General features: G+C 73.6%; 21 protein-coding genes and 1 tRNA gene. 8 read left to right on the forward strand and 14 right to left on the reverse strand.

Annotated elements, in window-relative coordinates; genetic code table 11:
* Positions 1–2: 2 nt before the first annotated feature.
* Entirely contained in the window at positions 3–926 is a 924-nt protein-coding gene (locus ABT369_RS31230) for a proteasome assembly chaperone family protein (RefSeq protein WP_350617401.1), read from the reverse strand.
* Positions 927–948: 22 nt separating this feature from the next.
* Positions 949–1,596 (reverse strand): TetR/AcrR family transcriptional regulator, encoded by a 648-nt coding sequence (locus tag ABT369_RS31235; protein WP_350617403.1) that lies wholly within the window; start codon positions 1,594–1,596, stop codon positions 949–951.
* Between the two features lie 83 nt (positions 1,597–1,679).
* On the opposite strand from ABT369_RS31235, the gene ABT369_RS31240 reads away from it, so the two are divergent.
* Together ABT369_RS31240 and ABT369_RS31245 are read left to right on the forward strand one after the other, a co-directional pair.
* Positions 1,680–2,624, forward strand: coding sequence for an SDR family oxidoreductase (locus tag ABT369_RS31240; RefSeq protein ID WP_350617405.1), 945 nt, complete (start codon positions 1,680–1,682; stop codon positions 2,622–2,624).
* Between the two features lie 8 nt (positions 2,625–2,632).
* Positions 2,633–3,349, forward strand: a complete 717-nt coding sequence (locus ABT369_RS31245) for a TetR/AcrR family transcriptional regulator (protein ID WP_350617407.1) — start codon at positions 2,633–2,635, stop codon at positions 3,347–3,349.
* Here ABT369_RS31245 and ABT369_RS31250 read toward each other — a convergent pair.
* The 12 genes from ABT369_RS31250 to ABT369_RS31305 form a co-directional block, all read right to left on the reverse strand.
* Positions 3,335–3,979 (reverse strand): response regulator, encoded by a 645-nt coding sequence (locus ABT369_RS31250; protein WP_350617526.1) that lies wholly within the window; start codon positions 3,977–3,979, stop codon positions 3,335–3,337. The genes ABT369_RS31245 and ABT369_RS31250 overlap by 15 nt on opposite strands.
* Positions 3,967–5,103: a sensor histidine kinase gene (locus ABT369_RS31255; protein WP_350617408.1), complete on the reverse strand. Its 1,137-nt coding sequence runs from the start codon at positions 5,101–5,103 to the stop codon at positions 3,967–3,969. Before ABT369_RS31255 ends, ABT369_RS31250 begins: the two co-directional genes overlap by 13 nt.
* Positions 5,100–5,780, reverse strand: coding sequence for a YqeB family protein (locus ABT369_RS31260; protein WP_350617410.1), 681 nt, complete (start codon positions 5,778–5,780; stop codon positions 5,100–5,102). Before ABT369_RS31260 ends, ABT369_RS31255 begins: the two co-directional genes overlap by 4 nt.
* 67 nt (positions 5,781–5,847) lie before the next feature.
* Positions 5,848–7,014, reverse strand: coding sequence for a vWA domain-containing protein (locus ABT369_RS31265; RefSeq protein WP_350617412.1), 1,167 nt, complete (start codon positions 7,012–7,014; stop codon positions 5,848–5,850).
* Between the two features lie 212 nt (positions 7,015–7,226).
* Positions 7,227–8,408 carry an AAA family ATPase gene (locus ABT369_RS31270; protein WP_350617414.1) on the reverse strand — a complete coding sequence of 394 codons (1,182 nt, stop codon included), beginning with the start codon at positions 8,406–8,408 and terminating at the stop codon, positions 7,227–7,229.
* 55 nt (positions 8,409–8,463) lie between these two features.
* Complete coding sequence (locus tag ABT369_RS31275; RefSeq protein WP_350617416.1) at positions 8,464–9,582, reverse strand: leucine-rich repeat domain-containing protein; 1,119 nt, start codon at positions 9,580–9,582, stop codon at positions 8,464–8,466.
* Positions 9,576–10,868 carry an SDR family NAD(P)-dependent oxidoreductase gene (locus ABT369_RS31280; protein WP_350617418.1) on the reverse strand — a complete coding sequence of 431 codons (1,293 nt, stop codon included), beginning with the start codon at positions 10,866–10,868 and terminating at the stop codon, positions 9,576–9,578. Before ABT369_RS31280 ends, ABT369_RS31275 begins: the two co-directional genes overlap by 7 nt.
* A gap of 30 nt (positions 10,869–10,898) precedes the next feature.
* Positions 10,899–10,973: transfer RNA gene (locus ABT369_RS31285), tRNA-Met, on the reverse strand.
* Positions 10,974–11,096: 123 nt separating this feature from the next.
* On the reverse strand, positions 11,097–11,501 hold the full coding sequence (locus tag ABT369_RS31290; RefSeq protein ID WP_350617420.1) for a VOC family protein: 405 nt from the start codon (positions 11,499–11,501) through the stop codon (positions 11,097–11,099).
* 74 nt (positions 11,502–11,575) lie between these two features.
* Entirely contained in the window at positions 11,576–12,037 is a 462-nt protein-coding gene (locus ABT369_RS31295) for a hypothetical protein (protein ID WP_350617422.1), read from the reverse strand.
* A 31-nt stretch (positions 12,038–12,068) separates the two neighbouring features.
* Positions 12,069–12,662: an RNA polymerase sigma factor gene (locus ABT369_RS31300; RefSeq protein ID WP_350617424.1), complete on the reverse strand. Its 594-nt coding sequence runs from the start codon at positions 12,660–12,662 to the stop codon at positions 12,069–12,071.
* A 98-nt stretch (positions 12,663–12,760) separates the two neighbouring features.
* Positions 12,761–13,927, reverse strand: coding sequence for a S8 family peptidase (locus ABT369_RS31305; RefSeq protein ID WP_350617426.1), 1,167 nt, complete (start codon positions 13,925–13,927; stop codon positions 12,761–12,763).
* A gap of 119 nt (positions 13,928–14,046) precedes the next feature.
* Between ABT369_RS31305 and ABT369_RS31310 the strand changes: the two genes are divergently transcribed.
* From ABT369_RS31310 to ABT369_RS31335, 6 genes are all read left to right on the forward strand, one after another.
* On the forward strand, positions 14,047–16,767 hold the full coding sequence (locus ABT369_RS31310; RefSeq protein ID WP_350617428.1) for an FHA domain-containing protein: 2,721 nt from the start codon (positions 14,047–14,049) through the stop codon (positions 16,765–16,767).
* 394 nt (positions 16,768–17,161) lie between these two features.
* On the forward strand, positions 17,162–17,896 hold the full coding sequence (locus ABT369_RS31315; protein WP_350617430.1) for a dienelactone hydrolase family protein: 735 nt from the start codon (positions 17,162–17,164) through the stop codon (positions 17,894–17,896).
* 1 nt (position 17,897) lies between these two features.
* A complete protein-coding gene (locus tag ABT369_RS31320) occupies positions 17,898–18,176 on the forward strand; it encodes a DUF6295 family protein (protein ID WP_350617431.1) in 279 nt (92 codons plus the stop codon).
* 296 nt (positions 18,177–18,472) lie between these two features.
* Entirely contained in the window at positions 18,473–20,350 is a 1,878-nt protein-coding gene (locus ABT369_RS31325; protein ID WP_350617433.1) for a propionyl-CoA synthetase, read from the forward strand.
* Positions 20,351–20,420: 70 nt separating this feature from the next.
* Positions 20,421–20,996 carry an ATP-dependent Clp protease proteolytic subunit gene (locus tag ABT369_RS31330; protein WP_350617435.1) on the forward strand — a complete coding sequence of 192 codons (576 nt, stop codon included), beginning with the start codon at positions 20,421–20,423 and terminating at the stop codon, positions 20,994–20,996.
* Positions 20,997–21,019: 23 nt separating this feature from the next.
* Complete coding sequence (locus ABT369_RS31335) at positions 21,020–22,234, forward strand: serine hydrolase domain-containing protein (protein ID WP_350617437.1); 1,215 nt, start codon at positions 21,020–21,022, stop codon at positions 22,232–22,234.
* Positions 22,235–22,248 lie beyond the last annotated feature (14 nt).

The following is a 22,248-nucleotide window of genomic DNA, read 5'->3' on the forward strand; positions in this document are numbered from 1 at the left end:
CCTCACAGGTTGGGCGGCTCGTCGCCCCGGGTCTGCTCGGCCAGGAACCGCTCCAGCTCCGCGCCGATCTCGTCCGCGGTCGGCAGCGGGGCGGGGGAGTCGGCCAGCAGGTTGTTGTTGCCGGTGCGGCCGCGCGTGAAGGCGTCGTACTGCTCCTCGAGCGCCCGCACCAGCGACGCGGCCTCGTCGGCCTGGGCGATCTGCACGTCGATCTCCGCGCGCACCGAGTCGGCCGCGGCGTGCAGCTCGTCCATCGGCACCCGCAGCCCGGTCGCGTCGGCCAGGCACGAGAGCAGCTTCTCCGCGGCGGCCGGGAACTCGGCCTGGGCCACGTAGTGCGGCACGTGCACCGCGAAGCCGAACGCGTCGCGGTCCTGCTGGCCGATGCGGTACTCCAGCAGGTTCCCGACGCTGCCCGGCACCTGCACCCGCTGCAGCCACGGCTCGAAGCCGGCGATGAGGTCCCGGCTGGTGCCGTGCGCGGTCACGCCGGTCGGGCGGGTGTGCGGCACGGCCATCGGGATCGCGGTGAGCCCGACCGTGGCCCGCACGTCGAAGCGCTCGATGAGCTCGAGCACCGCCGCGGTGAACCGCTCCCACTGCAGGTCGGGCTCGGGCCCGTCGAGCAGCAGGAACTCGGTGCCGGTGGCGTCGCGCAGCACCCGCAGCAGCAGCTGGGGCTGCTCGTAGTGCTCCCAGTGGTCCTCGACGAACAGCATCGGGGGGCGCCGGCCGCGGTAGTCGTAGAGCTGATCGAGGTCGAACGTGGCGATCGTGCGCGCCGAGCCGACGCTGAGCAGGTGCTCGCGGGCGAGGCGGGCGGCGTTGCCGGCGTCCACGAAGCCCGTCAGCGCGTGCACGAGCACCGGCCGGTCGGCCGCCGGCGGATCATCGGTGAGCTCGTAAAGTTCGCTGGGGTTCAGCACCGCGAAGCGTCCCTTCCCTTTTTCAACCGTGCAACCCGGCAGTAGGCCCGATCATTCCATCCGTTGTCATCCAGGGGTTGGTGAGGATCGCGTAGACCAGCTCGTCCACGGCCGGCGTCAGCTCGGTGAACGACGGGCCGGCCCCCGTGTACGGGTCGCAGACCTGCAGCATCATCTCGTGCACGCCGCCGACGAGGGCGATGGCCAGCAGCGGCGACAGCCGGGGGATGCCGGGGTCGGCCGCCCGGGCCCGCTCGATCACCTCGACCAGCGCGTCGGCGAAGCGGCGCTGCATCTGCTGGCGCAGCCGGAACGCCCGGGGCCCGGCCGCCTGGATCTCCACCAGCAGGGTCCGGGTCACCGCGGGCATGGTCTCCAGCGCGGTGAGGTACGCCGTCACCCCGCTGGAGACCATCTCCTTCCACGGCCGTCCGCCGGGCCCGGCGGCGCTGCGCACCACCTCGAGCAGGTGCTCGCAGCCCTGCGCGTAGAGGGCCATCAGGCAGGCTTCCTTGTCCGCGAAGTGCTCGTAGAACGTGCGCTTGGACACGCGCGCGTGCATCACGATGTCGGCGATCGTCGTGGCGGCGTAGCCCTTGGCGGCGATCGACTCGGCCAGCCCGCCCGTGAGGTCGGCGCGCAGCTCCTCGGCGGTCCTGGTGCTCGTCATGCGGTGGCCTTCACCTTTCGCGACAATGTCCCCGGGTGCTAGTTTGCCTGGTACTGAACGGTACCGCCGATGGGAGGCCCTCGGTGCGGCGCAAGAGTCTGTCCGGTCAGGTGGTGCTCATCACCGGTGCCGCCCGCGGCATCGGCGAACATACCGCGCGTGAGGCCGCCGCCCGCGGCGCCCGCGTCGCGCTGGTCGGGCTCGAGCCCGACCGGCTGGAGCCGCTCGCCCAGGAGCTCGGCGGGGTCTGGTTCGCCGCCGACGTCACCGACCAGGCCAGTATTGCGGCCGCGGTCGACGGGGTGCTGGGCGCCTACGGCCGCATCGACGCCGTGGTGGCCAACGCGGGCGTCGCCAGCCGCGGCACGATGGCCACCGGCGACGTCGAGGCGCTCGTGCACACCGTCGAGGTCAACCTGGTCGGCGTCATGCGCACGGCCGCCGCGTGCCTGCCGCACCTCATCGCGGCCCGCGGCTACCTGCTCATCGTCGCCTCGGCCGCCTCGTTCGCGGCGCTGCCGGGGATGGCGCCGTACTGCGCCTCGAAGGCCGGCGTCGAGCACTTCGGCAACGCGCTGCGGCTGGAGGTGGCCCACCACGGCGTCGCCGTCGGCACCGCCCACCCGAGCTGGATCGACACCGACCTCGTCCGCGACGCCCAGGACGATCTGCCCGCGTTCAAGGACACGCTGCGCCGCCTGCCGCCCCCGCTGGGCTCGACCACGTCCGTCGAGCGCTGCGCGGCCGCCTTCGCCGACGCGCTGGAGCGCCGCCGCCGCAAGGTCTTCGTGCCCCGCGGCGTGATGCTCGTGTACTGGCTGCGCACCCTGCTCAACAGCCGCCTGGCCGAGCGGGTCGTCGAGCCGCAGGCCCGGCGCAGCGTCCCGCTCATGGAGGAGCAGGTCCGCACGCTGGGCCGCGGCTTCGGGGCGCACACCGCGCTGCCGGTCATCGCTCAGCCGGCCATCACCCGGCCGGCCGAACTCGAAACCGAGCCCGGGTTCATCGCGAACCGCTATCACCGATAATCGTGTCCATGCCCCGACCGCCGATCTGGGCGCGCCCGGAGCCCGGTTCCCGCGCGCCCCGCTTCAGCCGCGAGCGCATCGCGGCCACGGCCCTGCAGATCGCCGACGCCGAGGGCATCGAGGCGGTCTCGATGCGCAACGTCGCCGCGCGACTCGGCGCCGGCACGATGACGCTCTACAACTACGTCGAGACCAAGGACGAGCTCTTCGCGCTCATGGACGACGCGCTCATGGCCGAGGCCGTGGTGCCCGAGGGCGAGCTGCCGGCGGACTGGCGGGAGGCGACCGCGGCCATCGCACGGCGGACCTGGGCGGTGCTCTCGCGGCACCCGTGGGCGGTCACGCTGCGGCCGGGCCCCGCGATCGGGCCCAACGCCATGCTGCACTTCGAGCAGAGCCTCGCGGCCCTGGCCGGCACCGGGCTCGACAACGCGGGCCGGTTCGACGTGATCGCGATCGTCGACGCGTACGTCTTCGGCAGCGCCCTGCGCGCCGCGGAGGCCCGCGCGGAGACCGACCCGGAGCTGGTGAAGGCCGTCGTGGCATACGGGATGGAGCAGCTCGCGACCGGCCGCTACCCGCACACCGCGGGCCTGCTCGGCGGCCACGAGCCCGGCTCGCCCGAGGTCGCCGGCCCCGCCACGGGCACCGACGCGGTGGCGGCGCAGTTCGAGCGCGGCCTCCAGGCGGTCCTCGACGGCGTGGCGGGCTTAATCCAGTCGTGACTCGTGCACCAGGATCGCCACCTGGACGCGGTTCGTGCAGCCCAGCTTGGCCAGGATCCTCGAGACGTACGTCTTCACCGTCGCCACGCTCATGTGCACCGCCGCACTGATCTCCGCGTTCGAGCGCCCCTCCGCGACCGCCTCGGCCACGTCGAGCTCCCGGGGCGTGAGCGCCGCGAGGGTACGCCGGGCCGCCGCGCCCCGATCGCCGGCCGCGACGTGCGCGATGAGCTGCCGCACCACCGACGGCGAGAGCGTCTGCTCCCCGCTCGCGACGCGCCGCACCGCGTCGAGGATGGCCAGCGGCGGGGTGTCCTTGAGCAGAAACCCGTGCGCGCCGAGCCGCAGCGCCCGCAGCACGTGCTCGTCGGTGTCGAACGTGGTGAGCACGATGACCCGGGCCCCGTCGGGCTGCAGCGCCTCGAGCGCGGCCAGCCCGTCCATGCGCGGCATGCGGATGTCCATGAGCACGACGTCGGGCCGCACGGCGCGCACGGTGCGCACCGCCTGTGCCCCGTCGGCGGCCTCGCCGACGACCTCGACCCCGGTGCCGCCCCCGAGCACCATGGCCAGCCCCGCCCGCACCAGCGCGTCGTCGTCGACCACCACGACCCGGATCAGCGGCTGCACGGTATCCACGCCTCCAGGGTGAACGCCGCCCCGCCGTCCCCACGCCGGATGCCCTGCTCGAACCGCCCGCCGACCAGGCCGACCCGCTCCGCCAGCCCCTCCAGCCCGGACCGCGTGCCGGGCAGCGAGGGCGGCGCGGGCCGGGCGGGCAGCGGGTTGCTGACCCGGACGTGCACCTCGTCCCCGCGCTCGAGCAGCACGCTGACCGCCACGCCCGGCGCGTGCTTGCGCGCGTTCGTGAGCCCCTCCTGCACCAGCCGGAATGCCGTGCGGTCCACGGCCGCGGGCAGTTCCCCGTCCAGGCGATGATCCAGGTGTACCGTCATGCCGGCCTTCCGCGCCTCCTCCACCAGCTCGCCGAGGTCGGCCAGCCCCTGCCGGGGCCGCAGCTCCTCCCGGTCGGAGGCCCGCAGCACCCCGAGGATCTCCCGCAGCTCCTCCATCGCCTGGTGCGCGCTGGTGCGGATGGTCGCCCCCGCGTCGGCGACCTGCTCCCGCGAGAGATCCCCGCGGATCTCCAGCGCCCCCGCGTGCAGGCTGATGAGCGAGATGCGGTGCGCGAGCACGTCGTGCATCTCCCGGGCGATGCGCTCCCGCTCCAGCCCGCGCAGCATCTCGCCCCGCTGCCGCGCCTCGGCCTCGGCCCGCACGGCGCGCTCCCGCAGCGTGGCGATGAGCTCCCGCCGCGCCCGGACCGCGGCGCCCCAGGCGATCGCGATCGCCAGGACCGTGATGCCGAGCGTATTGGCCCCGATGATCCGCAGGTCGGGATCCGGATACCGGATGCTGAGCGGAATCGGCGCCAGCACGTGCAACGCCCCGACCCACAGGGCGGTCCGCAACGGCCGGTGGACCGCGACCCCGAACACCGCGATGGCGACGGCCCCGCCGGCCATGTCGGTGACCGCGATCGGCGCGAGCAGCGCGAGCGCGACCCCGACCGGGTGCTTGCGCCGCCACCAGAGCACCACGATCGCGGGCGCGGTGACGGCCAGCGAGACGAGCAGCCGCTCGTCGCTGAGCAGCCCGTTGTCGAGCCCGGCGGCGGCCGCCATGAGCGCCACCAGCACCGAGATGACCGTGGACGTGACGTCCACGGCGAGGTCGCGCGCCCGGCTCCTCACGACTTCACCAAGGGCCGCCAGTGCTGGACGACCCCGACATCCCGCACGGTGAAGCCGAGCTTCTGCACCTCTTCGCGCAGCTCGTCGGCGTCGGCGGCACTCTTGTTCTCCAGGGCCTTGGCCCGCGCGGCCAGCACCGCGTTGACGGCCCCAGGCAGCTCGGGCAGGTCGGGCACCCACCGCCGATAGAGCTCGGCATACGGATCCTGCCCCACCCACGGGTATCCGTGCTCCCGGAACGCCCGCTCGACCCGGGGGCTCCCGGCGTTCTCCAGCCGGTCCCGTACCACCTGCCGCGACTGCCGATCGAGCACCACGAGCAGCTTGCCGTCCACGAACACCGCCTCGACGTCCCGCCGGCTCACGGCCCGCCGGGCCTCCCCGCCGACCAGGACGATCTCGCCGTCGGCCACGGTGACCCGCAGCGCCTCGTGCACGGCGACCAGCCCGAGCCCGAACCCGAGCAGCACCCCCGCCCCGGCGAGCGCCGCCAGCCCCCACCCGGAACCGAGATGCCGCACGAGCCGCAGCGGCCCCCCGAACGGTACCCACGGCAGCGACAGCAACCACCGAGCCGCGATCGGCAGCGCCCACCCGAGCAGCCCCCCGGCGACGGGAAACCCCGCGAGCACGACAACCCGGTCCCCGCGCGTCAGCCCCAGCTCGTGATCAGCCATGACACCAACGCTAGGCAGCCGCCGCCCAGCGGGACAGTCGCCGAAAGTAGCCGCCGGCGCCACGGGCTCAGCCGTCCGTGATGTGGATCGTCTCGATCCAGGGCGGGGTGTCCGGGGGGTTGGGCCCGACCAGGCCGGCGATCAGGCGGCAGCCCGTCGGCTCGGCCGGCCACGGGGTCAGGCCGTCGGTCAGCACGACGATGATGTTCGGGGGCTCGGGGCCGCGCCGCGCGTGCTCGATGCCCACGCGCATGTCGGTCCCGCCGCCCCCGCTCAGCTGGACCTGTTCCGCCTTCGTCACCCGCGTCACGGCCTGCACGTCGGCGTCGCAGGCCAGGATCGTGACGCGGTTGCCGCGAATGCCCACGGCGCGCAGCACGCCGGTCACCTCGGCCAGGCACGACGCGAGCTGGTCGTCGCCCATCGAGCCCGAGGTGTCGATCACGATCGCGACGCGCGGCAGGGGCTGGCGCAGGCTCGGCAGGACGACCCCGCGCAGGGCGGCACTGCGCCGGCCCGGGCGCGCATATGTGTAGTCGGCCGCCCCGCTCGCCCACACCACGGCCTGGCGCAGCGCGCCGGTGAGCAGGCGGCGCCAGTCGACGGTCGGCTCGGCGATCTCGTCGGCCCACCGCCGCCAGCCGAACGGGACGGTGCCCCGGGCGCGCACGTGCGCCCGGATGGCGTCGGCCGTCGTCCGGCGGATGGCGCCCGCCTCCACCTCGGGCACCGCGGGCGCGCCGTCGGCCCCGATCTCGCCCGGCACCGGGATGCCGTGCGCGCCCGAGCCGCACTGCACGTGGACGACGTGCGTGTGCGGAATGCCGGCCAGGTATTCCTCGAAGAGCCGCCCCGGCGCCAGCCCGAACGTCGAGGGCTCCACGCGGCTCGCCGGCAGCGGCAGCCCGTCGGCGATCAGGTCGTCGTTGATCTCGCAGTCCTGCGCGAGGTTGACCCGCAGGTGGTCGTCGCGGTCGACGTGCCGCAGCCGGTCGGCCCGCCCGTGGTGGTCCCGCAGCAGGTGCGCGACCTCGTGGACCCAGACCCCGGCCAGCTCCTCGACGGGGTGCGCGGCCACGAAGTCCGGATTCGCGTACAGCCTCCAGTGCCGGTCCACGCCCATCGTCGACAGGTGCCACGACGGCACCACGGACAGCGCATACATCGCCGAGGCGAGATACGGCCGCAGCTTGGCCGCCCGATACCGCCCCGCGAGCAGCTTCGTCCGATCCATCGCCACCCGCGCGGGCGGCACCGCCGCGAACGCCTCTGGGCCCGTGCCCGCCGCCTCTGCTGGTTCTGCGCCGGCCGTTCCTGGTTCTGCGCCCGCCGCCGTTTCTGGTTCTGCACCGGCCGTTCCTGGTTCTGCGCCCGCCGCCGTTTCTGGGCCTGCGCCGGCCGCTTCTGGGTCCGCGCCCGCCGGCCGCGAGGAGGGCGACTCCGAAGTCATCGTTGCATCGCCCCCGAGAGGCGCAGGATGTCCACGAACGCGTCGATCGTCGCCGGCACCGGCCAGGACTTCTCGCGCATGGCCGCCAGGTCCGCCGCCGCCCGGGCCGCCACGTCCGGCACCCCCGCCTCGACCGCCTTGGCGAGCACCGCCCACGCCGCCTCCCACCGGGGCCGCGACACGTCCGACTGCACGGCCGACACGATCGCGGTGAGGAAGGCGAGCTGCCGGTCCCCGCGCTCCGGCAGGGCGAACGCGTCGGGGTTGGCCAGGACCCGGTTGGGGTCGGGCAGGTCGAGCTCGTCGAGGTAGGTGATGAACTCCAGTCCGGCGCCGTCGCCGATCGCGCCGATGAGCGCCGTCGCCAGGGCCTCCCGCGAGGCGTCGCTGGCCAGGGCGAAGGTGAGCAGCCGCAGCGCCATCTCCCAGGTGCGCGGGGACGGCCAGGCGCCGCCGCGGCCCTCGGCGTCGGCGGGCAGGTGGTGGGTCAGGCCGGGCCGGGCGGTGAGGAAGCCCGACAGCGTGCCGCGGGCGCGGGCCAGCGCGGACCCGGCCCGGCGCGGGTCGATGCGCGGGATGTCGGCGGTGGGCCAGGTGCCGGCCAGGCCGCGGGCGACGACGGCGGGGTCGTGGGTCCAGTGCAGGTGCACGAACCGGTTGGCCAGCGGCGGGCTGAGGTGCCAGCCGTCGGCGGCGCTGGCCGGCGGGTTGGCCGCGGCGACCACGCGCACCCCCGGCGGGAGCTCGAGGCTGCCGACCCGGCGCTCGAGCACGACCCGCAGCAGGGCCGCCTGCACCGCGGGCGGGGCCGAGGACAGCTCGTCGAAGAAGACCAGGCCGACGCCGCCGCGGGTGAGCCGGATCGCCCAGTCCGGCGGGGCCATCGGCACGCCCTGGGTCGCCGGGTCGTCGCCGACGACGGGCAGGCCGGCGAAGTCGGAGGGCTCGTGGATGCTCGCGATGACGGTCTCCATCGGCACCTCGAGCCGGTCGGCGAGCTGCTGCAGCGCGGAGGACTTGCCGATGCCCGGCTCGCCCCACAGCAGCACCGGCAGGTTGGCCGACACGGCCAGCGCGAGGGCCTCGAGCTGGACGTTGTCGCGCAGCTCGACGCGGGTCGCGCGGGTCGCGGCGAGCAGTTCGTCCGCGGCGGCGAGCAGGTTCAGGGCCTCCGTCATGCCCGCGAGAGTAGCGGGGAGGTACGACAGTTTTTCGGGTGAAAGGCGGGTGCTGCTAGCGGTACACGCTGAGGATCTCGCTCGCCAGGGGCGGCTCGCCACCGGGCAGCAGCTGGGCGAGCACGCGCTTGACCCGCCTCGGCACATCGGGCCCGAGCGTCAGCCGCCGCAGCGCCGTCCGGCCGGTCTCGACCGCGGCGAGCAGCGCCTTGGCCCCGCGCCCGCGAATGCCCGTGTGCCGCAGGTCGAGGCGGCGCAGCGGGCTGCCGGGCAGCGCCTCGGCGAGCAGCCGCGCGCCCGGGTCGCCGATCGTGTTGCCGGTGGCGCCCAGCACCCGCAGCGACTGCGGCCGGCTCAGGTCCAGCGCCTCCAGCGCGGACAGCCGGGCCGCGACCGGGGCGGCGTCGGTCAGCCCGTTGCCGCCCAGGCCCAGCGTGCTGCCGCCGCGGACGACCCCGTCCATGAGCACCCGGACGCCGGCGTCGCCGAGCCGGTTCGCCGCGAGGAACAGGCCGGTCACGCCGCAGTCGGTGAGCAGGCGGGACAGCAGCGGCGCGGCCGACGGCCCGAGCCCGTTGCCGCCGAGGAAGACCCGCGCGACGGGCCGCTCCCGCGCGGCGAGGGCGTCGACGAGCAGCGCCAGACCGGCGTCAGTGAGCCCGGTGTTGACGAGGTCGAGGGTGGTCAGGGCGGTGTTCGCGCGCAGCATCGCGGCCAGCGCGGCGATCCCGTCGTCGCCGAGCGGGTTGCGCTTGAGCCACAGCGCGGTCACGGTGTCGTCGCCGGCGAGCCGCTCGAACAACGGTTCCGCGCCGCCCGCGTCGATGGCGTTGCAGCCGAGGTACAACGTCCGCACCCCGTGCCCGGGCGCGAGCGACGCGGCGAGCGCGGCGGTCCCGGGCGCCCCGAGGCCGTTCGTGCCGAGCAGCAGGTGTACCGCATGACCCGACCCGACCACGCGATCCAGCACCCGGCTCACCCCGTCCGCGCCGAGGCCCTGCTTGCACAGGTCGAGCCGCCCGTCGGGCTGCAGCGTGCCCAGGGGGAAGCGCTCGGTCGCGGCGACCCCGGACGGGTCGGACAGCCGCGCCAGCAGCGGTTCGAGCAGCGTGAGATCGGCCGACGGTACCGCCGGAGCCGCCAGCACGGGACAGGAGATCTCGGTCTCTACCACTGCACCACCCGGTAGTCCTTGAGGAATACGCCGTGCACGGGGTCGCCGTGCACGCCCCGCACGATCGGGTCGTAGACGCGCGCGGCCCCGTCCACCGCGTCCAGCGGCACCCGGAACCCCCGGCCGCGCAGGGCCTCCCGGGTCGCGTGCGGCCGCTCGTCGGTGACCCAGCCGGTGTCGACGCTGGTGACGTGGATGCCCTCGGCCGCGTACTCGTCCGCGATCGTGCGGGTCAGCATGTTCAGGCCCGCCTTGGCCATGTTCGTGTGCGGGTGCCCGGCGGTCTTGTGCGCGCGGCTGAAGCTGCCCTCCATGGCCGAGACGTTGACCACGTACCGGTCGGGGCTCGGCGCCGCGCGCAGCAGCGGCCGCAGGCGCGCGATCAGCAGGAAGGGCGCGAAGGCGTTGATGACCTGCACCTCCAGCCACTCGCGCGGGGTCACCTGGTGCAGCCGCAGGGTCCAGCTGTTCGCGGGGCGCAGGTCGAGCGGCTCGCCGGTCTCGTCCAGCGCGCCGGCGGGGAAGAACAGGTCGTCCATCGCGCCGGCCCCGCCCATCGCGCCGGTCGGCCCGGTCTCGTCCAGCGCGCCGGCCGGGAAGACCAGGTCGGCGGGGGAGGCGGGCAGCACGGGGCGGCGGCCCTCGGCGGCGGCGAGCTCGCGGTAGTACGAGGGCGGGCGCCGGACGGTCTGGGCCGCGTTGTTGACGAGGATGTCGAGGTGGCCCCAGCGCGCGGCGACGGCGTCGGTCAGCCCGACGACCCCGGCCAGGTCGAGGAGGTCCACGCCGTGGATGTGCAGCCGGTGCCGCCAGAGCCCGGCATCGTGTACGGCCTCGAAGCGCCGCCCCGCATCCCCCGGGAACCGCGTCGTGACCATGACCTCGGCCCCGTCGCGGAGCAGCTTCAGCGCGGTCTCGAACCCGATCTTGATGCGGCCGCCGGTGAGCAGCGCTCGCCGCCCGGTCAGGTCGGCCCGGGCGTGCCGCCGCGCGGTGTTGCTCGTCGCGCACTCGGCGCACATCTGCGGGTACGACGGCGGAACCTCGCGATAGGGCGACTTGCACACGTAGCACCGGCGCGCCCGCAGCAGCGCGGGGTCGTCGGCCCGCGGCTGCGTCACCAGGCGCCGGTCGTGCTCGGCCGTCGCCGTGCGCCGCTCGGCCTTGCGCCGCTTCTTGCGCGCCCGGTAGGCCTTGTCGACCGCCGCCACGACCCGCTCGTCGGCGTCGCCGATCGCGGCCAGCACCCGCAGGCAGGCCTCGACGTCATCGGGGTCGAGCGGCACCGCCGTATGGTAGCCGCCCGCGCGAAGGCGGCGGGCCGGCCGGAATCGAACCGGCGTCCTCACCGATTATGAGTCGGCGCGCGACGACCTCTGCGCTACGGCCCACCGCGCCAGGAGCCTATGCGAGCGGCCGGACCGGCGGGGCGGGCGGGTCCGGCCGAGGCGAAGCTCACCGTTGCGCGCGGCCGGACCGGCGGAGCGAGCGGGTCCGGCCGGGGCGAACGCGAGCTACAACGCCGAGGCGAAGCTCACCGTCCGGGTCCGCGGCTGGTAGAGCTGATGCAGCACGAAGGTGTTCCCGTCCGGGTCGGCGAAGCTCGTGACCCGCGAGAACGGCCCCTCCTCGATCGGGGACTCGAAGACGATCCCGCGCTCGGCGAGCTCCTCGTAGGTCTTCTCGATGTCGTCGGTGTCGAGCACGATCCCGCGCAGCGATCCGGGCGGCATCGACTCGAACCAGGTGACCAGCGTGAACGACGTCTGGCCGTGCTTCGGGGCGACCTCGACCCAGCGGCGGTCGCCCTCGTCGTTGTCGCTGATCAGCTCCCAGTCGAGGGCGTTGAGGTAGAAGTCGCGGGCCCGGTCCTGGTCGGTCACGGGAATGGACACGATCTGCACGTGGTCGATGGGCATGGCCGGCTCCTCGCAGCGTCGCGGCACCTTTTCCGCGACGGTACCCGCTGTGACCAGGGGTTTTGCGAAGAATTCTACAATTGCACCCATTCTGTGCGGACCGGTACGAATGCCCCCTCGACCTCCGGCTCGCAGCGCAGCCGCACGGGGCCGGTCGCGACCCCCTCGAAACGGAAGCGGCCCTCGTCGTCGGCCGACGTCTCGTGCGACCCCGCCGGCGACTCCACGACGACCTTGGCCGCGACCACCGGGGCCAGCTCGCCGACCACGTCGACGGCGCCCGAGCGCGCGGTCACCTGGACGTCGATGGTCAGGGCGCCGCTGAAGAACGTCAGCACTCGCGGGGTTCCGCCGCGGATCCCGCCCCGCACGGCGATGAGCCGGTCCAGCGAGTCGCGGGTCAGCGCGGCCAGCGCCGCGTCCGGGTCGCGCCAGGACAGGCTCGCCCGGGCGGCCGCCAGCACGTTCGGCGGCACCGGGTCGCGCCGGCCGGCGATGTCACGCAAAGAGCTCAGCACCTCTTCCTCCCCGATCATCGGGTCGGCCCTGCGCAGCCGCGGTGGGTGGTCATATCGAAGTCGCCAATCGTCGGCGCAGCGTGCCCAGGCAGCGCTTGCGAGTCGGACCGATACTGCCGATCGGCACGTCGAGCGCGGCCGAGACCTCGGCGTAGCTCGGCGGGGGATCGGCGATGAGCACCCGCAGCAGCTGCTGGCACTGGCGGGACAGCGTCTGGAACTCCTGCCAGAGCATGGCGTCGCGCTCGTCGCGCAGGACGCCCGCGTCCGGCTCCTCCTCGACCGGATCCACGCCGGCCGGGGCGCCGCCCAGCGTCTCCACGAAGTCCCCGGCCGCCCCCGCCGGCACGTCGCGCCCGCTCTTGCGCAGCAGCGCGATCGCCTCACGGCGGGCGGTGGTCGCCAGCCAGGAGCCGAGCTTGTCGGCCTCCCGCACGGCGTCGACGTGCTCCACCAGCCGCAGCCACGTCGCCTGGCTCACGTCCGCGGCGTCGGACTGGCCGAGCTGGAAGCTGCGCGCCACCGACCAGACCAGGTTGGCGTACCGGTCCACAATGGACTCCCACGCCCGCTGGTCCCCGGCCGAAGCAGCCCGCAGAAGTGCGGCATTCTCGTGTTCACCGGGACTTTCGGGGTCGGCCATGGCTCCGAAGGGTAGCACCGGGACCACCGGGCGACGGGGCGCGGCGACCAGCATGCCGCACCCCGTCACCACCCTCCCCCTGGTGTGATGCATGGCCCTCACGCAACCCCCGCGTAACGGCCGTAGCGCAGCCCCGCCCCCGCCACGACCGACTGCGCCGCCAGCCCGGCCGAGCCGGACTCCGGCAGCGCGTCGGCGATCGCCGCGGCGACGAACGGCGCCGCGAACGAGGTGCCGCTCCACCGGGCCCAGCCGTCCGGGAAGCCCTCGTGGTGCACATAGGTGCTGAGCACGTCGGCTCCCGGCGCCGCGAGCGTCACCCACGGCCCGGTGTTGCTCCAGTTGCAGATGCGCCGGCCGTCGTGGGCGGCGACCGCGACCACGCGCCGCCGCCACGGCGCGCCCGTCCCGGCGTACGCGGCCGGCCAGAACGGCCGGTCGTGCTGGCCGTCGTTGCCGGCCGCCGCTACGACCACCCGGTCACCGCTCGTCAGCAGCTCTGTCAGCGCCGCCGTGAGCAGGACCGGTGGCCGGTCGTCGAGCGAGTATCCCCCCAGCGAGAGGTTGATGATCGGGTCGTCGACCGCCCGCCGGAGGGCCGCGACCAGGTCGCTCTCCCGGCACACCCCGAACGTGTCGACGATCCGCACCACTCTCGGCCGCACCCGCCGCGACCGGACCAGCATCACCCCGGCGACGAAGTTCGCATGCCCGGCGTCGCCCTGGCGCACCCCCGCGCCGTCGTCGCCGGGCTCGAAGTCGTCGGTGACGTACCGCTCCTTCGGCAACGGGCTGTTCAGCCACACCCCGGTGTCCAGCACCAGGACCCTCACCCCGCCGGTCCCCTCCACCGGCGGGGTCAGCGCGCCGGGCGGCGCCGGGCGCGGCGGCCCGTACGCTCCGGCGTGCGCGAACGGTGTCGAGACGAAGACGTGGTTCGGCGCGGCGGCCACCCTCGGGTCCCCGGCCGCCTCCGCCTGCACGCGCACGCGCCGAGCGGCCCGTGCGACGTCCAGACCGGGCAGCCGGACCCGCCGGAAGCCGTCCGGGACATCCCCCTCCTCAACGATGTCCCGGGCGTCGAAGCCCTGCTCGGCGAACGCCTGGCGCGCGGTGCCGAAGTGCTCCGCCCGCACGACGAGCTCGTCGGCGACGAAACGCACCGGCGTGCCGTCCGCCCGGTCCTCGCGGCGCACCCACGGCAGCCCGGCCAATCGCCGGGCGCGCCGGGAGCGCCACTCGTCCGGACGGGTGTCCGCGGCCATCGGGGCTCCTCCTCACCGTGCCGTCTTCGTTCTCGACACACATGAGGGCCGCGACAGTTGTCCTGATACAAACCCACCCCGACTTCTTTCTGTCATACCCCCACGGCATGATGAGCGCCGTGGCGAGCATCGATCAGCGCACGGTGACCCGGGAGCTCACGGTCCTCGAGGTGACCACCGGCGACAAGCAGGCGACCGTCCGTCCGGACGACACCGTGACCATCGGTCGCGACGCCGCTAATGACCTCGTGATCGAGGGCAACCTGATCTCCCGGCGGCACGCCGAGGTCATCTGGAACGACGACGGCTGGTTCCTGCGCGACCTCGACAGCCGTAACGGCACCTTTGTCGGCGGCGAGCGGGCGGCCTTCATCGCCGCCACCGACGGCGGCGAGGTCCACCTCGGCTCGGCCGACGGCCCGAAGATCACGTTCCGGGTGCGGACGATCACCGAGGAGTTGCCGGTCGAGCCCTCGCCGCCGCAGCGGGAGGCGACCCGGCACGAGTTCGAGGCCGGGCGCATCCGCATCGGCCGCGGCGCCGACAACGACATCGTGCTGAGCGACCTGCGCAGCTCCCGCAACCACGCCGAGCTGCGGCGCACCCCGACCGGCGGCTTCGAGGTCGTCGACCTCGGCAGCCGCAACGGCACGTTCCACAACGGCAAGCAGGTCACCCGCGAGGACATGCGGCCCGGCGACCTGATCTCGATCGGCAAGCACGAGTTCATCTTCGACGGCGCCCGGCTGCACGAGTTCGAGGACGCCGGCCCCTCCTCGCTCATCGCCGACGACCTCACGGTGCGGATCAAGGACGCGGTCCTGCTCGACGACGTCAGCTTCGCGCTGGCCGAGGGCAGCCTGCTCGCCGTCATCGGCCCATCCGGCTGCGGCAAGTCCACGCTCGTCAAGGCCGTGGCCGGGCTGCGCCCCGCGACCCAGGGCGCGGTGCGCTACGACGGCCGCGACCTCTACGCGGACTATGCCGAGCTGCGCTATCGCATCGGCATGGTGCCGCAGGACGACGTGCTGCACCGCCAGCTCACCGTGCGCCGGGCCCTGCGCTTCGCCGCCGCCCTGCGCTTCGCCGACGACGTGCCGCGCAAGGAGCGCCGGGCCAAGGTCGCCGAGGTGCTCGAGACGCTCAACCTGACCGAGCGGGCCAAGCAGCGCATCGACAGCCTCTCCGGCGGCCAGCGCAAGCGCGTCTCGGTGGCGCTGGAGCTGCTCACCGAGCCGTCCCTGCTCTTCCTCGACGAGCCCACGTCCGGCCTCGACCCGGCCCTAGACAAGGAGGTCATGGAGGAGCTGCGGGAGCTCGCGGACAAGGGCCGCACCGTCGCCGTCGTCACGCACAACGTCATGCACCTCGACCTCGCCGACCGCGTGCTCGTGCTCACCGTCGGCGGCCGGATGGGCTACTTCGGCCCGCCCGGCGAGCTGCTGGAGTTCTTCGGCGCCGAGGACTACGCCGAGGTGTTCCGCGAGGTCACGAAGAACGCGGAGCACTGGACGCGCAAGTACCGTTCGTCCGAGCTCTACACGCGATACGTCACCGACCAGATCGCCGAGGCCCCGCCGCCGAAGCCGGAGGTGGTGGAGCAGGTCACCATCCCGGCCCAGCGGGTCGCCTCCGGCACCGCGCACGTGCCCTCGGCCACGGCCGCTCCCACGAGTTCGGCCGCTTCCACGAGTTCGGCCGCTTCCACTGCCCCGGCTGCTTCCGCGACTCCGCCCGGGGCCACGACGGCGGCCGGGGAGTCGACGGCCGAGCAGGAGATGCCGCCGCGCCCCTCGGGCCCTCTCGAGTCGCCGACCGCGGAGCAGCGGATGCCAGCCCGGCCCGCACCGGCCGCCCCTGCGCCGGCCCCCTCCCAACCGGCGTCGGCCCAGTCGGCGGCGGCCCGACCAGCGTCGGCTCAGTCGGTGTCGGCCCAGTCGGTGTCGGCTCAGTCGGACAAGGCGGTCGGGCGGGCCCGGGTGAAGCTCGGCGGGGCGTCCCTGCGCAGCCGGGCCCTGCACCCCGCGGCCCCGATCCGCCAGTTCCTCACCCTGTGCCTGCGCATGCTGTGGGTGATCGGCGCCGACCGCGGCCTGAGTGTGTTCATGATCGGCCTGCCGCTGGCCCTGGCCCTGCTCACCCGCACGGTGCCGGGGGACAACGGCCTCGCCCCGGGCCTGCTCAAATACAGCCTCGAGGCGCAGCGGCTGCTGGTCGTGCTCGCGGTCGGCGCCGCGTTCCTGGGCACCGCGGCGGCCATTCGCGAGCTGGTCAACGAGAGCACGATCTACAAGCGCGAGCGGGCGGTCGGGCTCTCGGCCGGCGCCTACCTCGCCTCCAAGGTTTTCGTCTTCTCACTGATCATCATCGTGCAGACTGCGCTGTTCAGCTGGCTCGCGCTGCTGGGCAAGAACCCGCCGAAGGACCCGCTGATCTTCCCGAAGCACTGGCTGGTGGAGATCACGATCCCGGTGGCCATGGTCGCGCTCGCCTCGATGGCGTTCGGCCTGCTGGTCAGCGCGCTGGTCAAGACGACCGAGCAGACGACCCCGGTGCTGGTGGTCGTGGTGATGGCCCAGCTCGTGCTCTCCGGCGGCCTCTTCGAGCTCGACGGGCAGAACGTCCTGGAGCAGATCTCCTGGCTCTTCCCGACCCGCTGGGGCCTGGCCGCGGGCGCGTCGACGGTCGACCTGCAGTCGATGATCCCGTTCAAGGACGCCCTGTGGGAGCACACCACCGGTGCCTGGTGGCGCTCGGTGCTCATCCTGTTCGTGCAGATCGCGCTGCTGATCGGCCTGGCCCGGCTGGCGCTGCGCCGCTCGGAGCCCGGCCGCCAGTAGGACCGCTCGCGCCGGGCCCGGCCGGCACTGCGCCGTGCTCGGAACCCGGCCGGCCCTGCGCTGCTCGGGGCTCTGACTGGCTCTGCGCTGCTCGGGGCCTGACTGGCTCTGCGCTGCTCGGGGCCTGGCTGGCCTTGCGACGCTTGGAACCCGGCGGTCAGTGGGGCCGGGCGCGCCGGAGCCCGGACGCCAGTTGGGCCGGGCGCGCCGAGGCCCGACTGCCGAGGCCCGACTGCCGAGCAGGGTGACGCCGCCGGGTGCCGGCACGGTCCGGCCGCTGCTCATGTGTCCCCGCCGACGTGTACAGCTGTCCCCGCCGGCGCATACAAAGCGGCGGCGGGGATATTGTTTGCCCGGCTAAGGAAAACCGCACCAGTGAACGACGGAGTGCAGCATGTCAGACGCGATCCGGGCCGAGACGGTGTTCATCGGCGAGGAGCAGATCCAGGCGTACCAGGCCCGCCCGCTCGACCCCGGCCCGTTCCCGGGCGTCGTGGTCATTCACCACCTGCCCGGCTTCGACGAGGCCACCAAGGAGATGGTGCGGCGGTTCGCCGTGAACGGGTACGCGGCGATCTGTCCGAACCTGTTCTGGCGCGAGGCCCCCGACGCCGCGCCCGACGACGCGTCCGCGTTCGTGCGCGGGCAGGGCGGCATCCCCGACGAGCAGATCATCCGGGACGTCGCCACCGCCGCGGCCGCGCTGCGCGCCCTGGACAACGCCAGCGGCAAGGTCGGCGTGATCGGGCACTGCTCCGGCGGCCGCCAGTCGCTGCTGGTCTCGACCGCGGTCGACGTGGACGCGGCCGTCGACTGCTACGGCGCGTTCGCGCTCGAGGCGCCCCCGACCGGGTTCCCGCTCAAGGTCGGCTCGATCCAGGACCGCCTGTCCGACGTGCGCTGCCCGGTACTCGGGCTGTTCGGCGACGACGACAAGTTCCCGGCGCCGGCCGAGGTCGCGCGCCTCGCCGAGCTGCTGGACGGGCACGGCAAGAGCTTCGAGCACCACAGCTACGAGGGCGCCGGGCACGGCTTCTTCGCCGTGGACCGCCCGTCGTACCGGCCCGAGGCCGCGGTCGACGGCTGGAAGCGCATCTTCACGTTCTTCGGCACGCACCTGGGGGCCTGACATGTGCACCTACGAGACCGAGCTGGTCGACATCGAGGGCGCCGGCAAGGGCGCGACGGGCTGGTTCGACGTGACCCGGGCGGCGGTCTACGTCGACCACCCGGTGCACGCCCAGTTCGGGCACACCCTGAACATCGACTTCGCCAACCCGGCGCTCGGCCCGTCGGCCCGCGTCGCCGTCGAGCTCACCGAGGAGGCCGCGCTGGCCCTGGTCGCGGCCATCCAGCAGGCCCTGGCCAACGCGCCCGCGGGCCTGGCCAGCGCCACCGCCCCGGTCTGAGCGCCGCGGAAACCGGGCCTGGTCAACGCCGCGGAAACCGGGCCTGGTCAACGCTGCGGAAACCGCGCCCGGTGAGCGCCGTGCGGAAAGCCGAGCCTGGCGAGTGCCAGCGCACCGGTCCGAGCGCCGTCGAGAAGCGCATAAGCCGCACAAAACGCACAAGCCGTAAGAGCGGGAGAAGTCGTAAGAGCTGCGAAAGCGGCACAAACCGATAAATCCGGATATGTCGTGTCGTGGAAACAGGCGCGACATATCCGGCCCTACCGCAGCCCGGCCCGGCGGAGCAGGATCAGGGGATGGGCGCCTACCGCGACACGTACCAGCGCAGCCTCGAAGACCCCGAGTGGTTCTGGCGCGACGCGGCCGCCGGCGTCGACTGGGACCGCATGCCCATTCGCATCCTCGACGCCGACAACCCCCCGTTCTACCGCTGGTTCCCCGACGCCGAGCTCAACACCTGCCACAACGCCCTGGACCGGCACGTGCACGGCGGGCGCGGCGACGACCTCGCGCTCGTGTACGACAGCCCGGTCACGGGCACCGTCCGCCGGTACACCTTCCGGGAACTGCGCGACGAGGTCGCCGTCTTCGCGGGCGCCCTGCGCAGGCTCGGCGTCGAGCGGGGCGACCGGGTCGTCGTCTACATGGCGATGGTGCCCGAGGCCGTGATCGCCATGCTGGCCTGCGCGAGGCTCGGCGCCGTGCACTCGGTGGTGTTCGGCGGCTTCGGGCCCAAGGAGCTCGCGGCCCGCATCGACGACGCCAAGCCGAAGGTCGTGGTCGCGACCTCGTGCGGGATCGAGCCGAGCCGGGTGGTGGAGTACAAGCCGCTGCTCGACGCCGCCCTGGACGAGGCCGGGCACCGGCCCGAGCACGTCGTGGTGCTCCAGCGCGAGCAGGCCCCGGCGAAGCTGCGCGACGGCGAGCTGACCTGGGCCGACGCGATCAAGGACGCAGTCGCGGCCGGGTGCGTTCCGGCGGCGGCCACCGATCCGCTGTACGTCCTCTACACCTCCGGCACGACCGGCCGCCCCAAGGGAATCGTGCGCGACAACGGCGGGCATGCCGTCGCGCTCACGTGGTCGATGGCGAACATCTTCGGCTGCGGGCCGGGCGACGTCTTCTGGGCGGCGTCCGACGTCGGCTGGGTCGTCGGCCACTCCTACATCGTCTACGCCCCGCTGCTCGCCGGCGCGACGACGGTGCTGTACGAGGGCAAGCCCGTCGGCACCCCCGACGCCGGCGCGTTCTGGCGGGTCGTCGCCGACCACGGCGTCAACGTGCTCTTCGCCGCCCCGACCGCGATCCGCGCGATCCGCAAGGAGGACCCGGACGGGGCCCGGATCGACCGCGAGCGCGTCAAGAGCCTGCGCACCCTGTTCATGGCGGGGGAGCGGCTCGACCCGCAGACCTACGAGTGGGCCGGTGAGCGGCTCGGCGTGCCGGTCGTGGACAACTGGTGGCAGACCGAGACCGGCTGGCCGATCGCCGCGAGCCCGCGCGGTCTCGAGGAGCTGCCCACGAAGCCGGGTTCGCCGTCGGTACCGATCCCCGGCTACGACGTGCGCGTGCTCACCCCGGACGGGCAGGACGCCGCGACCGGCACCGACGGCGCCATCGCCATCCGGCTACCGCTCCCGCCCGGCTGCCTGCCCACGCTGTGGGGCGACGACGAGCGGTACGTGCGCTCGTACCTCTCCGCCTACCCCGGCCACTACCTGACCGGCGACGGCGGCCGGTTCGACGAGGACCGCTACCTCTACGTGATGGGCCGCACCGACGACGTCATCAACGTCGCCGGCCACCGCCTCTCGACCGGCGCGATGGAGGAGGTGCTCGCCGCCCACCCCGCGGTCGCCGAGTGCGCCGTCATCGGCGTCGACGACGAGCTCAAGGGCCAGGTGCCGCGCGGGTTCGTGGTGCTCAAGGCGGGCGTGGACACCCCGGCCGAGACGGTCGCGGCCGAGCTGGTCCAGCTCGTGCGGGACCGCATCGGGGCGGTGGCGAGCCTGCGCAGCGTGCGCGTGGTGGCCGCGCTGCCCAAGACGCGCTCGGGCAAGATCCTGCGCCGGACCATGCGGGGGATCGCCGACGGCCGCGAGGAGCCGGTGCCCTCGACCATCGAGGATCCCGCGGTGCTGGACGCCCTGCGCCCTGTGCTCAAAGAGCCGTGACGCTGACAGCGAACACGCTCACGGCGAACGGGGGATCTCAACGGGCCGCCGAGGCAATACCGTCGACAGCATGGCCGATATTGAGATCCCGTTCGACAGCGCCGTCTTCGAGCGCCTGCTCAGCAAGCGCATCATCGTGCTCGGGACCGAGGTGAACGACGAGAGCGCGAACCGCATCTGCGGCCAGCTGATCCTGCTCGCCGCCGAGGACTCCGAGAGGGACATTGCCTTCTGGATCAACTCTCCGGGCGGCTCGGTGTCCGCCGGCATGGCGATCTACGACACCATGAAGTTCATCAAGAACGACGTGTCGACCGTGGTCATGGGCATGGCCGCGTCGATGGGCCAGTTCCTGCTCAGCGCCGGGACGCCCGGCAAGCGCTATGCGCTGCCGCACTCGCGGGTCATGATGCACCAGCCCTCGGGCGGCATCGGCGGCACCGCGGCCGACATCGCCATCCAGGCCGAGCAGATGCTCTACACCAAGAAGACCATGCAGCGGCTCATCGCCGAGCACACCGGGCAGACCTACGAGCAGATCGAGGCCGACTCGGACCGCGACCGCTGGTTCACCGCGCCGGAGGCGAAGGACTACGGGTTCGTCGACCGGGTCGTCGAGGGGGCCGAGCAGCTCGCGCTTTCGTGAGCCACGATCTACAGTCCCGAGATGTGAGCATTGATCGCGAAGTGGCGCCAGAGCAGGCCGGGTTCGACGCACGGCGGCTGGCCCGCCTGGACGCCCACTTCGCGCGATATGTCGACGACGGCCGCCTGGCCGGCTGGCAGCTCGCGATCGCGCGCGACGGCAAGGTCGTGCACCACAGCGTCTACGGGCAGCGCGACGCCGAGGCCGGGCGGCCGGTCGAGCCCGACACCCTCTGGCGGCTGTATTCGATGACCAAGCCGGTCACCTCCGTCGCCGCGATGCTGCTGTGGGAGGAGGGCCGCTTCGAGCTCACCGACCCGATCAGCAACTGGCTGCCCGAGTTCCGGGACATGAGGGTCTACGACAAGGGCTCGGCGAGCCAGCCGTTCACGGTCCCGGCGGCCGAGCCGATCCGGGTGTGGCACCTGCTCACGCACACGTCCGGGCTGACGTACGGCTTCCTGAACACCTCCGTCGTCGACGCCCTGTACCGCAAGGCCGGCTACGACCTGACCACCAGGCCCGGCGCCGACCTCGCCGAGGCCTGCCGCGACCTCGCCGCGCTGCCGCTGCTGTTCCAGCCGGGCACCGCCTGGGGCTACGGGGTCAGCACCGACGTGCTCGGCCGCCTGGTCGAGGTGGTCGCGGGCATGTCCCTGCCGGAGTTCGTGCGCACCCGGATCCTCGAGCCGCTGGGCATGCACGAGACCACCTGGTCCGTGGCGCCGGGCGAGCCGCGGATGGCGGCGTTGTACGTCCCGGGCCCCGACGGCCGCCGCGTGCGCTTCGACGCCGTGGGCGACATGGCGTTCGAGGAGCCCAAGGCCCCGGCGGGCGGCGGCGGCCTGATCTCGACCGCCGCCGACTACCAGAAGTTCATGACGATGCTGCTGCGCCGCGGCGACGGGCTGCTCGCCCCGCGCACCGTCGCCTTCATGACCCGCAACCACCTGCCCGGCGACGTGGACCTCGACACGGTGCAGACCGGCGGCTTCGCCGAGACGACGTTCGAGGGTGTCGGCTTCGGCCTGGGCTTCGCCGTGGTCCGCGACCCCGTCCCGGCCCGGGTGTTCAGCAGCCCCGGCACCTACTACTGGGGCGGCGCGGCGAGCACGGCCTTCTGGATCGACCCGGTCGAGCGGCTCACCGTGGGCTTCTACACCCAGCTGCTGCCGTCGAGCACCTACCCGCTGCGCCCCCAGCTGCGCCAGCTCATCTACAGCGCGCTCACCGACTAGCCGCGCCGGCGAGC

It is taken from the genome of Dactylosporangium sp. NPDC000244, assembly GCF_040300725.1.
In the GTDB taxonomy this organism is placed as follows: Bacteria; Actinomycetota; Actinomycetes; order Mycobacteriales; family Micromonosporaceae; genus Dactylosporangium.

Bases quoted from the DNA above. Each gene is read 5' to 3' on its own strand.
- ABT369_RS31290 (WP_350617420.1), bottom strand. From the start codon at position 11,501: ATGCCCATCGACCACGTGCAGATCGTGTCCATTCCCGTGACCGACCAG.
- ABT369_RS31300 (WP_350617424.1), bottom strand. From the start codon at position 12,662: ATGGCCGACCCCGAAAGTCCCGGTGAACACGAGAATGCCGCACTTCTG.
- ABT369_RS31260 (WP_350617410.1), bottom strand. From the start codon at position 5,780: ATGGCTGATCACGAGCTGGGGCTGACGCGCGGGGACCGGGTTGTCGTG.
- ABT369_RS31305 (WP_350617426.1), bottom strand. From the start codon at position 13,927: ATGGCCGCGGACACCCGTCCGGACGAGTGGCGCTCCCGGCGCGCCCGG.
- ABT369_RS31245 (WP_350617407.1), top strand. From the start codon at position 2,633: ATGCCCCGACCGCCGATCTGGGCGCGCCCGGAGCCCGGTTCCCGCGCG.
- ABT369_RS31315 (WP_350617430.1), top strand. From the start codon at position 17,162: ATGTCAGACGCGATCCGGGCCGAGACGGTGTTCATCGGCGAGGAGCAG.
- ABT369_RS31265 (WP_350617412.1), bottom strand. From the start codon at position 7,014: ATGGATCGGACGAAGCTGCTCGCGGGGCGGTATCGGGCGGCCAAGCTG.
- ABT369_RS31330 (WP_350617435.1), top strand. From the start codon at position 20,421: ATGGCCGATATTGAGATCCCGTTCGACAGCGCCGTCTTCGAGCGCCTG.
- ABT369_RS31320 (WP_350617431.1), top strand. From the start codon at position 17,898: ATGTGCACCTACGAGACCGAGCTGGTCGACATCGAGGGCGCCGGCAAG.
- ABT369_RS31270 (WP_350617414.1), bottom strand. From the start codon at position 8,408: ATGACGGAGGCCCTGAACCTGCTCGCCGCCGCGGACGAACTGCTCGCC.
- ABT369_RS31325 (WP_350617433.1), top strand. From the start codon at position 18,473: ATGGGCGCCTACCGCGACACGTACCAGCGCAGCCTCGAAGACCCCGAG.
- ABT369_RS31295 (WP_350617422.1), bottom strand. From the start codon at position 12,037: ATGATCGGGGAGGAAGAGGTGCTGAGCTCTTTGCGTGACATCGCCGGC.
- ABT369_RS31235 (WP_350617403.1), bottom strand. From the start codon at position 1,596: ATGACGAGCACCAGGACCGCCGAGGAGCTGCGCGCCGACCTCACGGGC.